Annotated in this window: 10 protein-coding genes; 4 read left to right on the top strand and 6 right to left on the bottom strand. The window is 36.0% G+C overall.

Annotation, left to right across the window (positions count from 1 at the left end; all coding sequences use genetic code 11):
• Position 1: 1 nt before the first annotated feature.
• Positions 2-2203 (bottom strand): B12-binding domain-containing radical SAM protein, encoded by a 2202-nt coding sequence (locus B0A58_RS03080; RefSeq protein ID WP_089079838.1) that lies wholly within the window; start codon positions 2201-2203, stop codon positions 2-4.
• A gap of 206 nt (positions 2204-2409) precedes the next feature.
• A complete protein-coding gene (locus tag B0A58_RS03075) occupies positions 2410-2937 on the bottom strand; it encodes a DUF1572 family protein (RefSeq protein WP_089079837.1) in 528 nt (175 codons plus the stop codon).
• A 455-nt stretch (positions 2938-3392) separates the two neighbouring features.
• Here B0A58_RS03075 and B0A58_RS03070 point away from each other — a divergent pair, with 455 nt between their 5' ends.
• Positions 3393-4208: an energy transducer TonB gene (locus B0A58_RS03070; RefSeq protein WP_089079836.1), complete on the top strand. Its 816-nt coding sequence runs from the start codon at positions 3393-3395 to the stop codon at positions 4206-4208.
• Between the two features lie 415 nt (positions 4209-4623).
• Here B0A58_RS03070 and ilvA read toward each other — a convergent pair whose 3' ends face one another.
• The 4 genes from ilvA to ilvD all read right to left on the bottom strand — a co-directional run bounded on the left by ilvA (position 4624) and on the right by ilvD (position 10208).
• Positions 4624-5868: a threonine ammonia-lyase IlvA gene (gene ilvA / locus B0A58_RS03065; protein ID WP_089079835.1), complete on the bottom strand. Its 1245-nt coding sequence runs from the start codon at positions 5866-5868 to the stop codon at positions 4624-4626.
• A 145-nt stretch (positions 5869-6013) separates the two neighbouring features.
• Positions 6014-6601, bottom strand: a complete 588-nt coding sequence (ilvN, locus tag B0A58_RS03060; RefSeq protein WP_014083411.1) for an acetolactate synthase small subunit — start codon at positions 6599-6601, stop codon at positions 6014-6016.
• A 168-nt stretch (positions 6602-6769) separates the two neighbouring features.
• Positions 6770-8518, bottom strand: coding sequence for a biosynthetic-type acetolactate synthase large subunit (gene ilvB / locus B0A58_RS03055; protein ID WP_089079834.1), 1749 nt, complete (start codon positions 8516-8518; stop codon positions 6770-6772).
• 10 nt (positions 8519-8528) lie between these two features.
• Complete coding sequence (gene ilvD / locus B0A58_RS03050; RefSeq protein ID WP_089079833.1) at positions 8529-10208, bottom strand: dihydroxy-acid dehydratase; 1680 nt, start codon at positions 10206-10208, stop codon at positions 8529-8531.
• Between the two features lie 809 nt (positions 10209-11017).
• Between ilvD and B0A58_RS03045 the strand changes: the two genes are divergently transcribed.
• Genes B0A58_RS03045 through B0A58_RS03035 form a run of 3 tightly spaced genes read left to right on the top strand, consistent with a single transcriptional unit; the run spans position 11018 to position 14011 of the window.
• Positions 11018-12106, top strand: coding sequence for an efflux RND transporter periplasmic adaptor subunit (locus tag B0A58_RS03045; RefSeq protein WP_089079832.1), 1089 nt, complete (start codon positions 11018-11020; stop codon positions 12104-12106).
• 2 nt (positions 12107-12108) lie between these two features.
• Complete coding sequence (locus B0A58_RS03040) at positions 12109-13332, top strand: ABC transporter permease (protein ID WP_089079831.1); 1224 nt, start codon at positions 12109-12111, stop codon at positions 13330-13332.
• Positions 13333-13336: 4 nt separating this feature from the next.
• The gene (locus B0A58_RS03035; RefSeq protein WP_089079830.1) at positions 13337-14011 is read left to right on the top strand and encodes an ABC transporter ATP-binding protein; all 675 of its coding nucleotides are present in this window, start codon (positions 13337-13339) and stop codon (positions 14009-14011) included.
• The last annotated feature ends 154 nt before the right edge of the window (positions 14012-14165 follow it).

Genomic DNA, 14165 nt, shown 5'->3' with positions numbered 1-14165 from the left:
TTTATAATAAAATCAATCCTTTTGTTTTTAAAATTTCAATGTTTTTACTAAACCAAAAGGGTTCAAAATCATCAAAATGGTTTTCAAAATCGGATTGAATCATTTTGAAAGTGGGCAACGTGGGCTTGTTTATATGGGCTTGATTTAAAATGGCAACCAACCAATGGGCCAAAGGGGTTGCTAATCGGATTTCGAATGAGTCGTTTTTTTGATGAAATTCGAGTACCGACATTTGAAACTTTTGTCCTTTTTTGGATTTGATGTAGTCTGTTTTTTGTGGCATTGGCCCTAGCCAAATCATTTTGCTATTCGCTTTTGGTAACACCAAAAGGGGCGATTGTGCTAAGCATTTTTCTATAAAATCAGGTTTGATTTTGGTTTTTGGAATTTTAAAATCAAACCATTCTTGGAGGTTGTAGTCCAAGCAATAGCCGTGCATAAAATTGTATAACGATTTTTTTAAACCATACGAAAATTGCTCGTGCTTGATGCCTGTTGTGTCTGTAAAAGCGATGTCGTTATGAGCAAATTGAATGTTGTTTGTCATGGTTTTTAATCCAAATTGTTGCGGATTTTGACCAATGGGACTGTGAGCAGTAAGGGCAAACTGGTGCCAAAAACCCGATTGTAGTATGCCAATTTCAAACAATTGCCTTACCATTTCGAGGCTGTCGATGGTTTCTTGAACCGTTTGAGTAGGGTATCCATACATCAAATAGGCGTGTATCATGATGCCATTTTCGGTAAAATTTCGGGTAACTTGAGCCACCTGAGCCACTGTAACTCCTTTGTCTATAAGTTGCAAAAGCCTGTCCGATGCTACTTCTAGCCCACCCGAAACCGCTATACAACCCGAGGTTTTGAGTAGCAAACATACATCGGTTGTAAAACTTTTTTCAAAACGAATGTTGGTCCACCAGGTTACTATTAATTGTCTTTTGATAATTTCGAGTGCCACGGCCTTCATGAGAGCTGGTGGAGCAGCTTCATCTACAAAATGGAATCCTTTTTCGCCAGTTTGTGCTATCAATTGTTCCATTCTGTCAACAATTAATGATGCGGCAATGGGTTCGTAAATTTTGATATAGTCCAATGATATGTCGCAAAAAGTGCATTTGCCCCAATAGCAACCATGTGCCATTGTTAGTTTGTTCCAGCGTCCATCGCTCCAAAGGCTGTGCATAGGATTGGTCATTTCTATAACCGAAATGTATTGATCTAAAGGTAAATTATCGTAATCAGGTGTGCCTACTTGGTTTTGTTTGTAGTCTTTTTGAAGGCAATTATTGTAATAAACTACTTGATTGTTTTCTAATAAAAAAGTGCGCTTGTAAATATCTTTAGCAAATAAAGACGTGTCGTTATTTACTTTTGAATATAATATTTCGATGGGCAATTCACCATCGTCTAGGGTAATGTAATCAAAAAAATCAAATACACGAGGATCCTTTAACGACCGCAATTCGGTGTTTGGAAAACCGCCCCCCATTGCCGTTTTGATATTTGGAAAATGTTGTTTGATCCATTGTGCTGCTCTGAAAGCACTATATAAATTACCAGGAAATGGCACCGAAAAACAAATGAGTTGGGGTTGGTGTTCTTGTATTTTTTGATTTACTATTCGTAATGAGATGGTATCAATATAGGTGGTTTTTTGTTGTAAATACTGATACAATTCGTCAAATGAGGCTGCACTTCTGCCCAATTTTTCGGCATATCGACTAAAACCAAAATGAGGATCGACACATTCGACAATAAAATCCGACACGTCCTCTAAATATAAAGTTGCCAAATGCTTGGCTTTATCTTGTAAACCCATTGTGCCAAATGCCAAATCAAGGTCTGTCAAGGAATCAAAACGGGAGGCTTCGGGCAAAAAATAACCACTACAAATGAGTCTGGCCAATGAAGCATTTTTGCCTTGCAAAAAAGCTATTACACTATCGATAGTTTGGATATAATGGGATTTTAGGGCCAATATTCGTTTGGCATTGTCCGAAAAATGGGGGGTACTTTGTTGTGCAAATTCAAATAAATGTTGAAAACGCTGACTCGAAAACAATTCTAAAATGACTTCAATTCCCAAATCTGTTTGATAGGATTTGATGTTTTTAGTATTTAAAAATCCTTTCAAATAAGCCGTAGCGGGATAAGGGGTGTTGAGCTGCGTAAAAGGCGGTGTTATTAATAGAATTGGTGTCAAAATATTTTTTTTCTACAAAAGTATATTTTTTTTTCAAACACCCGATTGTCGTTATGCTCAAAGTTTTATTTGTCGAAATATTTATTTTTTACATTGACAAAATTTATATAAATATGTAACAAAATCGCCATTTACAACATATTCATTGCAAACAAACAATAACAAATACAAATTACCCAATACACCAGATTATCAATTACAAATTGTTATTGGTCTTGTGGTGTAGAAAATAATTGGGCATTATAAGCCATTGAATTTCCTTTTGGAATAGACAGCGATGACCAATTTTGGTTGCAATATAATTTTCCTAAAAAAACAATTTGTCCAATGTGGTATGGATAATGTGCTAATTGTCTGCTTATGGCTTCCATTACGGTATGTTTTTGGTTTCTAATATAAATTTCTTTGCACAAGTCGTCCTCTGTTAGCCCTTGCAAAGCCTCAAATAAACATGCCCATCCTTTGTCCCAACATGCAAGAAGTGAAGTTCTTGTTGTACTATCGTTCTCAAATTCAGTATCCCTGTGTCGCCACTCTTTTTCGCCATCTGTTGTCAAAAAATCAGTCCATCGTGAAAGCATATTGCCACTTAAATGTTTTACAATGGTTGCGATACTATTACTTGCGTCGTTGGGTTGATAAAAAAGGGACTCATCTGCAAGTTGTATAAAAGTTTTTTCACCAAGACTTTTATAATAGTCAAACTGTTTGAGGGCATTTTCAATAAAATTCATTGTAATGATTTATTTAATGGTTTTGGAATGATTTGCACTTCTTTTAAACAATAGTTCATGTAAATACAAAGGGGTATGTTGCAGTAAGGTCTGGAATAGCTCCCCGTTTTTTTAACAAAAATAGCAAAAATATTGTTTAATGATTCAAAAAATTAACAATTAGAAAACAATGTCATTTAGGATTCTGCAATGTAGTCATAATGGCATTTAAGTTTCAAACTTTGACAATGATGATTGATTTGAATGTATGTTTAACTAATCGACATGGAATTAGACAAATAAATTGCTAATCGAATGTTGGTTGATAAAAAAAAGTAAAAATAAATGATTCTTTTATACAATATGGATTTGTTTTTTGCGTTTGTAAATTATAAGGCAGATATAAATAAAAAAAACACTCATTTTAATGCTATACTATATAAAAAAATAATACTTAACCTTTAAATCATTTAATTATGTCAAACTTAAGTATATTTGAAAAAAAATGGATCGAACTTGTTTTTGAGGGTAAAAACAAGCTGTATGGGGCCTACCAACTCCGACAAGAAAATGCCAAAACCTCTGGAATAGCATTTTCAATAGGCATTGGATCTTTAACCATTTTTTCTGGATTAGGCATCTTGCTGAGTTCATTTTCGACAGTGCCAACAACAAAATTACCCGAAGAAGCATTGCCCGAAGTTATTAAGGTAGTAACGGTGAATACCGAGCGCCAATTAGAGCAACCTGCCATAAAAACTTTTACAGAAAAAAAGTTTTTGGACAAACAAACGCTAATAAATCCTGAAATAAGCAGTCAGGAAATGGCTACTAATACAATCAAAACAAACCTCGAGGCACAAACGACAACCTCCAACCCCAATACCAGCAATTTGGGAGGAATTCCTTCTGATGTGCCAAGTGTACCTGTAGCAACAACTGGCGGAAATGTTACATCAAAACCCAATGATGACACACCTATTGGCACCAATATGTTGGATAAATTACCCGAATTTCCTGGAGGAATGGAGAAATTTTATACCTATGTGGGTACCAATTTTAATAAATCAGATTTAGAAATAGACAAAACCATCAAAGTGTATGTGTCTTTTGTAATAGAAGCTGATGGATCAATGACACAAATTAAAGTTTTGAGAGATCCAGGTTATGGCCTAGGTCAGGAGGCCGTTAGGGTTTTAAAATCGTTGAAAACCAAATGGAGTCCGGGTTTTGTTGGGGGCGAAAAAGTGAGAACCATATATAATTTGCCTATTACCATCCAAATGGAATAAAAATATTGAGTATAGTAATTTAATTTTGTTGAACCTTTGTATGGCCTAGCGATACAAAGGTTTTTTTTTGCTACACTTGTAAGATACATCCAATGTTCAAAACAAAAACAACCAATAGAATACATTTTTGGCCGTTCCCCAAGGGTCGGGCTCATCCGTTTCAAATTGCGTTCATTGAACTCCAAACGAAATATCATATTGTGAAATAATCTTTTTTGATAACTATATTCAGAAACTATATTTGTGCAATATAACACACCCCTTTTGGGGGCTTGGGGCTTCTAAAAGGATTTTCATTGCTATCCCCAACGCAAAATCCGTGTCTCAAACACCCCACTCAACTATTGGACAAAATACTAAATTTTGAAAAAGCCTAATTCATATCAAAAAAAGCATCCTTTTATCTTAAAAAAAACTACCCCACAATTTGGGTGTACAATTCTTGTTTGTCGTTCAAATATTGGTATGGAAAACCCCTTTCTGTCATTTTTTGTTTGATGGATTCTATGTCGTTTCGGTTTTTGAGTTCGAGCCCTACTACAACAGATCCCATTTCTCTGTTGGTTTTTTTGGCAAATTGAAAATAAGTAATATCATCATCGTCGCCCAAAATATGATTTACAAATTCTTTTAAAGATCCAGGCCTTTGCGGAAACTGAATCATAAAATAATGCATCAAACCTTCGTATAACAACGACCGTTCTTTGATTTCGGCTGTACGTTCGATATCGTTGTTGCTACCACTAACAATACAAACCACATTTTTGCCTTTGATTTGGTCTTTATAAAAATCTAATGCAGCAATGGTTAAAGCGCCTGCTGGCTCTACCACCATGGCTTCTTCATTGTACAATCTAAGAATAGTAGTACAAACTTTTCCTTCAGGAACCAACACAATATCGTGGAGTGTTTCCTTGCAAATTTCAAATGTTTTTTGGCCCACTTGTTTTACGGCTGCCCCATCAACAAATTTGTCAATGGTATTTAGTATGGTGTTTTCGTTGTTGGCAATAGAGGTTTTCATGGATGGTGCCCCTAAAGGTTCTACTCCAATAATTTTGGTATTGGGACTCAATTCTTTAAAAACGGTAGATAAACCCGCAGCCAACCCCCCTCCGCCAATGGGTACAAATACAAAGTCAATAGAAGTGGTTGCGGCATCTATGATTTCTAAACCAATTGTTCCTTGTCCTGCAATTACTTTAAAATCGTCAAAAGGATGAATGAAAACTTTATTATTTTCTGTACAATCAGTTACGGCACTTGCATAAGCATCGTCAAAAGCATCGCCAGTAAGTACAATTTCTACATACGATTTGCCAAAAAGTTGTACTTGCTTTACTTTTTGTTTAGGTGTCGTTTTAGGCATGTAAATTTTGCCTTGAATTTTTAGAAAATTACACGAAAAAGCAACTCCTTGTGCATGATTACCCGCACTTGCACACACAATACCTTGAGCCTTTTCTGATTCGGATAAGGAACTCATTTTGTTGTATGCCCCTCTAATTTTGTAAGAACGAACCGTTTGTAAATCTTCCCTTTTTAGTAAGATATTGGCATCAAACTCCGAAGATATATTGGTATTAACTGCCAAAGGAGTAGCCTGAACTACTCCTTTTAATTGGTTTTTTGCTTGTAATATTTCTTTGAATAAATTCATTTTTATTATTGTTACTTGAAGGTGGATTTTCAACGCTTTTCAAAATCTTTTCACTATCAAGGTGGTTACAATGTAGTTTTTTTTTGTTGTTTGTAATAAAACCAAATACCATTTGATTTGAACTAACAAAATACAAAAGTAGCACTTACATTTCAAAAATCATACTTTTATGATTTAAAAATTCGTTATTAACCATTTTTTTAGTGGGGTCATTGCGTTCCATTTCTAAAACTTTGTTATGAACCCCCTCGCTCGATTTGATGATTGCAATTCTAGAACTTCTAACAAATTCAATTAAACCGTATTTATCAAGTTCTTTTAACAATTTATTGATTTCTTCCGTTTGGCCTGTGGCCTCAAATACCGTGTAATCGTGTCTGATGACTACTGCTTTTGCACCATATTCTCGCAACAAACGCTCTACTTTTACATCCTTCATAATAACCTCTGTTGGTACTTTGTAGAGTGCCATTTGTTCCCAAATGATTTCGTCGTTTGTGTTGTAAAGCACATCAAAAACATCAATAATTTTTTTCAATTGTCGGGCAATATTTCTAATAACCGTTTCTGTTTCGGTAACAACAATGGTAAATCTGTAAATGCCTTCTATTTCACTTGGCGATGTATTCAAACTTTCTAAGTTGATTTTTCTTCTCGAAAAGATTATGGCAATTTTATTGAGCAAACCTACTTGATTTTCAGTATAAACGGTTAGTGTATATTCTTGTTTCATTTTTTTATAATTATTTAAAATTGTTAGATTAAAAAATCTATTTTTAATTATATCAATGTCATTTAGTTAAGTCTTAATAGGGTATCTTGCAACTTTGTCAAAGTTCAAAACATTGATAAAGGATTTGATGCAATGCTTATTATTTTAAATTAACTAAACATCATTAAATTATATATCTTCTTTTCTCAAAACAATTTCTGCAATTCCTTTTCCTTGCGGCACCATTGGAAAAACGTTATCTTCATGTATTACTGCAATTTCCAACAAGTAGGCATGTGGAGCTTCTAACATTGCTTTAATACTTGATTCCAATTCGTTTCTGTCCGAAATTTGTTTGCCTTGAATTTGGTAGGCTTCGGCAACTTTTACAAAATTTGGGCTTTGAATATCTGTAAAAGAATACCTGCGTTCATGAAATAATTCTTGCCATTGACGTACCATTCCTAAAAAACTATTGTTTAGAATGATAATTTTGACATTGGGTTGAAATTGCATAATTGTACCTAATTCTTGCAAATTCATTTGAGCCCCACCATCGCCCATTATCGCTACAATTTGACGGTTTGGTGCACCAAACTTGGCTCCAATGGCTGCGGGTAATGCAAACCCCATTGTACCTAAACCTCCACTGGTAATGTTGCTTCGGGTGCTGTTTTGTTTGGTATATCTACAAGCAAACATTTGATGTTGTCCTACATCGGTAACAATTACGGCATCGCCTAGTGTCAAATCATTCAGCACTTTCATAACTTCGCCCATGGTTAGTCCGTCTGAAGTTGGGTTTAACTCATTGGTTATCAATGTATCTTGTTCAACTTGTTTTTTTGAATGGAATACTTCAAACCATTCTGGATATTTTTTTTCATTAATTTGCTGTGTCAGTAAAGGTAATGTTTGTTTGCAATTACCCCATACAGGCACCGTAACCATAACGTTTTTATTTATTTCGGCAGGGTCTATGTCCAAATGGATGATTTGTGCTTGCTTGGCATATTTATCCAAACGACCTGTAACTCTATCATCAAAACGCATACCAATTGCAATCAGCACATCACATTCGTTTGTAAGTAAGTTTGGTGCATAATTACCGTGCATGCCCACCATTCCTACGGCTTGCGGATGGTCTGTTGGCAGGCCACTCATTCCCATGATAGTCCAAGCGGATGGTATTCCTGATTTTTCTACAAATGCCAATAATTCTTGTTCGGCATTGCCCAAAATAACCCCTTGTCCAAAAACGATAAAAGGTTTTTTGGCGTTATTGATCAGCGCAGCAGCTTGTGTAATATACTCGTTTCTAACTATTGGCTCTGCTCTGTAACTCCGAACATGAATACATGGTCTGTAACCTTTGTAGTTAAACATTTGTAATTGAGCATTTTTTGTAATATCAATCAATACAGGGCCAGGTCGTCCAGATTTGGCTATATAAAATGCTTTTGCCAATACTTCTGGTATTTCATTGGCATCAGTAACCTGATAATTCCATTTTGTGATAGGCGTTGTAATATTTACAATATCCGTCTCCTGAAAAGCATCTGTGCCAAGCAAGTGAGCAAATACTTGTCCTGTAATACACACTAATGGTGTCGAGTCTATTTGTGCATCTGCAAGTCCTGTAACTAAATTTGTTGCACCTGGTCCGCTAGTTGCAAATACTACACCCACTTTGCCACTTACTCGGGCATAACCTTGTGCAGCATGAATAGCACCTTGCTCATGTCTTACTAATATATGATTTAATTGACTTTCAAAATCAAATAAAGCATCATAGATAGGCATAATGGCACCACCAGGATAGCCAAAAATGGTATCTACTTTTTCAGAAAGTAAAGCATCTATAACGGCTAAACTTCCTGAGGTATTAATGGTTGCTTTTTCTGTTTTTGCGGTTTGTAAGCTTTCTAATGTTTCCATTTATTGTTTTTTATAATTCGTCTGTAACACATCCTTCAGAAGCGTCTTTAACTAATCTTGAATATTTGTATAATACACCATTTTTTACTTTCAATTCGGGTGTAACGAATTTTTTTCTTCTGTTTTCTAGCTCTTCGTCCGTAATGGCTAAATGGATGCGATTATCTACGGCATCAATTTCTATAATGTCGCCATCATGTACTAATGCAATGGTTCCGCCGTCGTAGGCCTCTGGAGTAATGTGTCCTACTACAAATCCGTGCGTTCCACCACTAAATCGACCATCGGTAATTAGGGCAACACTTTTGCCCAAACCAGCACCAATAATGGCAGATGTAGGTTTTAGCATTTCGGGCATTCCTGGACCACCTTTAGGACCAACATATCGAATAACCACAACATCGCCAGCTTGTATTTTTTTGTCTTCAATACCTTGGATTAATTCTTTTTCGCCATCAAAAACTTTTGCAGGACCTACAAATTTTTCACCTTCTTTGCCTGTAATTTTAGCTACAGAACCTTTTTGGGCTAAATTGCCATACAAAATTTGAAGGTGGCCTGTGGTTTTAATTGGATTGTCTAATTGTCTTATAATGTTTTGATCTTCAAAATCAATGTCTTGGATGTTTTCTAAATTTTCTGCCAATGTTTTTCCTGTTACGGTAAGGCAATTTCCATGCAACATGCCTTGGGCTAAAAGATATTTTAATACCATAGGAACCCCACCTTTTTCATGTAGGTTTTGCATCAAATAATTGCCGCCTGGTTTAAAATCGGCAATTAAAGGGGTTTTGTTGCTAATGCGTTGAAAATCGTCTTGGGTAATTTTTACCCCAACACTTTTGGCCATTGCAATAATATGCAAAACAGCATTGGTACTACCGCCAAGTGCAATTAATGTTGTTATGGCATTTTCAAATGCTTCAAATGTCATGATGTCTTTTGGACAAATATTTTTTTCTAAAAGCAATTTCATGTACCCTGCAGCCTGTTTGCACTCTTCAATTTTTTCGTGACTCACGGCAGGATTGGAACTCGAAAAAGGCAAACTCATTCCTAATGCTTCAATGGCAATAGCCATGGTATTGGCCGTGTACATACCACCACAAGCGCCAGCACCAGGGCACGAATTTTTGATAATGCCTTTAAATTCTTCTTCTGTAATTTTGCCAGCAATTTTTTCGCCCAATGCTTCAAAAGCCGATACTATATTCAAATCTTTTCCTTGGTATTTGCCTGGTGCAATTGTACCTCCATATACCATAATCGATGGTCGATTCAAACGACCCATGGCAATAATAGACCCTGGCATGTTTTTGTCGCAACCCGGAATGGCAATAACCCCGTCGTAATAATGACCCGCCACAACACTTTCAATACTGTCTGCAATAATTTCTCGGCTTACTAATGAATACCGCATACCATCGGTGCCATTGGTAATGCCATCGCTAATGCCAATGGTATTGAAAATCAGGCCTACCATATCATTATTGTTAACCTCTACTTTTACATAAGAGGCTAAATGATTGAGGTGCATATTGCAAGTATTGCCATCATACCCCATAGAAGCTATGCCTACAAATGGTTGTGCCAATTTGACATCGTCCAAACCTATTCCATACAACATGGCTTGTGCTGCGGGTTGGGTGGGGTCTTGTGTTACGGTTTTACTGTATCGATTCAATTCCATTTTATTTTCTTTTTATCTTCATTTTTAATATTGCGAAATATTAAATTTGAATAGTTGTTTTTTAGTTTTTTGTTAATTTTTTACTTGATTTTTTGCTTTTTTTAATCTATTTTTAACATAAAGCAAAGATAATTACTAAAATATTATTTAGTAAAACTTTTTGGCCTTCATTACAACATTTAAAGCAATTTAAAAAACGATAAGTAATTGATTTTCAGTATAATAATATCTTATTTTTTACGGCGTTTAGATATAATTTTTTTATTATTTATTTGATAATAAGAAATAAAATTAAAGGGACACATCTAAATAAAAAAGTAGTTCGATTTGTATCAGTCTTCCTACATTATACCAATCACCATTACAAGCAATTTGATGAAATGGAATATTTATTATATAGGGCAAATAATCATTGTTATAATGTGTAGTTTTTTGTGTGATAAAGTGCTTTCAATGTTAGTGAATCTATTGGTATAGTAATACCAAATATACATATAAAATAGCCCAATCTATTGGTTCTTTTTTGCTAAAATGAGTCAAAAAAAATAGTTCCGAAGCCCAGCTATGCAACGATTTTTTTTAAATTTTTTCTAAAAAATAACTACGCATCTTTGGACTATTTTATAACTATATTTGGTATGATATGATGCTTGCTGGCACAAAATATACATTGAAAACGGGATTGCATGAGGGATGGAAGCGGCATCCTTTTGCTTTTTTTCTTTAAAAAAGCAAAAGATATAGCGAACAGCCCGGCCCTTGTGGCATGCCCAAAAATAGAATAAGATAATTTTTAAAATGATAGTAAGATGTTTAGAACAATAAATGGGATTTTGCTGGTATTTTTGTTGGTTTCGTGTGGCAAATCGACTGATGTAAAACCAGTGGTACAGGATATTAAAGAGTTGGTATTTGCCTCTGGGGAGTTGGAATGGGACGATGCTTATAATTTGACGGCTCAAACGGATGGTGTTTTGAGAGCGGCAAGTTTTGATGTGGGTACTGTGGTTGTCAAAGGCACCTTGTTGGGGAGTATAGACAATGAGAACAACAATATTAACTCGCAAGTAGCTGCGGGACAATTGGTTATAGCAAATGAAAATACAACTGCACAAGCGCCCCAACTGCAACAATTGGAGCAGCAAATAGGCTATGCGGCACAAAAGTACAAGCAAGACCAACAGCAAGCCGAACGGTATGAGCGGTTGTATGGGAGCCAAAGTGTGGCCAAAGTGGAGTATGAAAATGCCCAATTGATGGCTCAAAATGCGTTGTCGAACTGGAATGCGTTGCGGGAACAAAAAAAACAACTGTTGCAGCAAGCCAAACAGCAGCAGCTTTCGGCTCGTGGACAGTTTGACAACAACAAAGTTTATGAACAGTACAATCAATTGGTGGTAAGCGAGTCGGGTAGGGTAGTGAAGAAACTGAAAACAACGGGCGATTTTGTACGAAAAGGCGATGTGGTAGCAGTGATTGCTAATGATAAAAAAATAGAAGGTGTGCTGCATGTGGACGAAAACAACATTGGCAAAATGCAGCTTGGTCAACTTGTTTTTGTGCAATTGAATACAAACAAATCAAAGGTTTATAAAGGTAAAATAGCCGAAATATTGGCGGCTTACGACGAAAAAAGCCAGTCGTTTATATGCAAAGTTTTGTTTGATGAGGTGCTGCCATCCACCTTGTTTGGTACTCAATTGGAGGCCAATGTGCTGGTAGGCGAAAAAAAGAAAGCCTTGCTAATACCTCGCGAATATGTAGGTTTTGGCAACAAAGTGTCTGTAAAAGGTCGAGACCAAAATGTTATTATCAAAACAGGCATCGTGTCTTCTGATTATGTGGAAGTTTTGGAGGGCATAGGCCCAGATGATGTATTGATCCCCTTAAAACCATAAACATGACAATCAATAATACTATAGCCAAAACTTACATTTTTTCTAATAAAAAACTAACTGCCGTAGCGGTTTTAGGGGTTTTGTTGGGTATGAGTGTATATATTTTTATGAATTGTTTGTTGGTGGGGTTTGATACAAGTAGTAATACCTCTATTTTTAGAAACAATGCCCATATTAGACTTTATAAAGACGACGAAATTTGTAAGGTTTTGAGTCCAGACACTAGCCAACATTATGTGATAATTAACCCAAAAATTGTGCCCAACAACAATATTATTATCAACCCAAAGTGGGTGTTGGCTACTATTTTACGACAAAAAGAGGTGTTGATTGCCACTCCACAAGTGGGGAGCAGTGTGTTTTATAACAACGGCAAAAGTCAAATTTCGGGTCAGGCTGTTGGGGTCATTCCAGAGGAGGCCAATGCGATGTTCAACATCAACTCGTTTATGGTAGAAGGACAGTTTGACTTGCTAAAAACCCATTCGAATGGCATTGTTATTGGGAGTGGCATATCGCAAAAGATGAATTTGCGGATAGGCGATAACTTGAATTTGACTTCGTCTAAAAACATAAACAGAACATTTAAAATTGTAGGTATTTTTAAAACAAATAATACAGGATTGGACAAAACAAAATCCTATATCAACTTGGCCGCTGCCCAACAATTGCTCAAAGCAAGCAGTTCTTATATTACCGAAATCAATGTCAATACTACCAATGCTGAACAAGCCGAACAAACGGCCCTAAAATTAACCCAAATTACGGGCTACAAAGCCGAAGGCTGGAAACAAGCCAACGAAACCTTAATGGCAGCCAACAAAATGCGAAAAATCATCATTACGTTTGTGTCGCTCACTATTTTATTGGTGGCAGGATTTGGCATTTATAACATTTTGAACATGACGGTGTCGCAAAAAATAAACGATATAGCCATCCTCAAAGCCATGGGTTTTACGGGCAAAGATGTGATTCAAATATTTGTAACACAAGCAGTTTCCATTGGAATTATGGGGGTTATTGGCGGTATTATAGCTGCAATAATACTGATAACTTTTTTGAAAAAAGTGTACGTAGGTGGCGATATAGGGTATTTCCCTATAGACTATGAAGCCCTCAAGTTTGTACAAGGCATTGTTATTGGCCTAGTTATCACTTTTTTTGCGGGATATATTCCAGCCAAAAAAGCGGCCAACGTGGATCCTGTTTCTATTTTAAGAAAGTAATAAAATGATAAAAACGATATTAAAAACCGAAAATATTGATAAATATTTTTATGAGCCAGCCGAATTTCAAGTGCTAAAAAACATTCATTTTGAGGTAAAACAAGGCGAATTTTTGTCGATGATAGGCAAATCGGGGAGTGGCAAATCAACCTTGTTGTATATTTTATCTACCATGGACACCGACTACAATGGCCATTTGTATATAGATAACCAGCTCACTACAGGCATGACAAAAGACAGCTTGGCCGCCTTGCGAAATGAAAAAATAGGCTTTGTTTTTCAATTTCATTATTTATTGCCCGAATTTTCGTGCTTAAAAAATGTAATGATTCCTGCCTTAAAACTAGGAAAATTGTCTGAACAAGAAATAGAAGCCAGGGCTTATGACAAACTCAAAATATTGGGCTTACAAGACCAAGCCCTAAAACCTGCAAGCAAACTTTCGGGCGGACAACAACAGCGGGTTGCCATTGCCAGAGCCCTGATAAACGACCCGTTAATTATCATGGGCGACGAGCCAACAGGCAATTTAGATAGTAAAAACACCGATATTGTGTTTGATATTTTCCAAGAACTCACACAAAATTATGGACAAACAATAATTGCGGTAACCCATGACGACGATTTTGCACAAAAAAGCGATAGAATTATCGAAATGAAGGATGGCAGCATCTTGTAATGGGCCAATAATATACAACAAAACATGCTTTTTTTGGGCGTTCCCACAAAGGCCGGGTTTTTCGTTACAAAAAACGTTCATTGAACTCCAAAAGAAATATCATATTGTGAAATAATCTTTTTTGCCTCAAAAAGTGGGGCAAAAAAGGATTTCC

The sequence above is a fragment of the Flavobacterium branchiophilum NBRC 15030 = ATCC 35035 genome, from assembly GCF_002217205.1.
Classification (GTDB): domain Bacteria; phylum Bacteroidota; class Bacteroidia; order Flavobacteriales; family Flavobacteriaceae; genus Flavobacterium; species Flavobacterium branchiophilum.
Note: the sequence above shows the minus strand (reverse complement) of the source record. Positions and strands in the feature narration are given on the sequence as shown.

Excerpts from the sequence above, each read along its gene's own strand:
- B0A58_RS03070 (WP_089079836.1), top strand. The coding sequence starts at position 3,393 with ATGTCAAACTTAAGTATATTTGAAAAAAAATGGATCGAACTTGTTTTT.
- B0A58_RS03075 (WP_089079837.1), bottom strand. The coding sequence starts at position 2,937 with ATGAATTTTATTGAAAATGCCCTCAAACAGTTTGACTATTATAAAAGT.
- B0A58_RS03040 (WP_089079831.1), top strand. The coding sequence starts at position 12,109 with ATGACAATCAATAATACTATAGCCAAAACTTACATTTTTTCTAATAAA.
- ilvN (WP_014083411.1), bottom strand. The coding sequence starts at position 6,601 with ATGAAACAAGAATATACACTAACCGTTTATACTGAAAATCAAGTAGGT.
- ilvA (WP_089079835.1), bottom strand. The coding sequence starts at position 5,868 with ATGAATTTATTCAAAGAAATATTACAAGCAAAAAACCAATTAAAAGGA.
- B0A58_RS03035 (WP_089079830.1), top strand. The coding sequence starts at position 13,337 with ATGATAAAAACGATATTAAAAACCGAAAATATTGATAAATATTTTTAT.
- ilvD (WP_089079833.1), bottom strand. The coding sequence starts at position 10,208 with ATGGAATTGAATCGATACAGTAAAACCGTAACACAAGACCCCACCCAA.
- B0A58_RS03045 (WP_089079832.1), top strand. The coding sequence starts at position 11,018 with ATGTTTAGAACAATAAATGGGATTTTGCTGGTATTTTTGTTGGTTTCG.
- ilvB (WP_089079834.1), bottom strand. The coding sequence starts at position 8,518 with ATGGAAACATTAGAAAGCTTACAAACCGCAAAAACAGAAAAAGCAACC.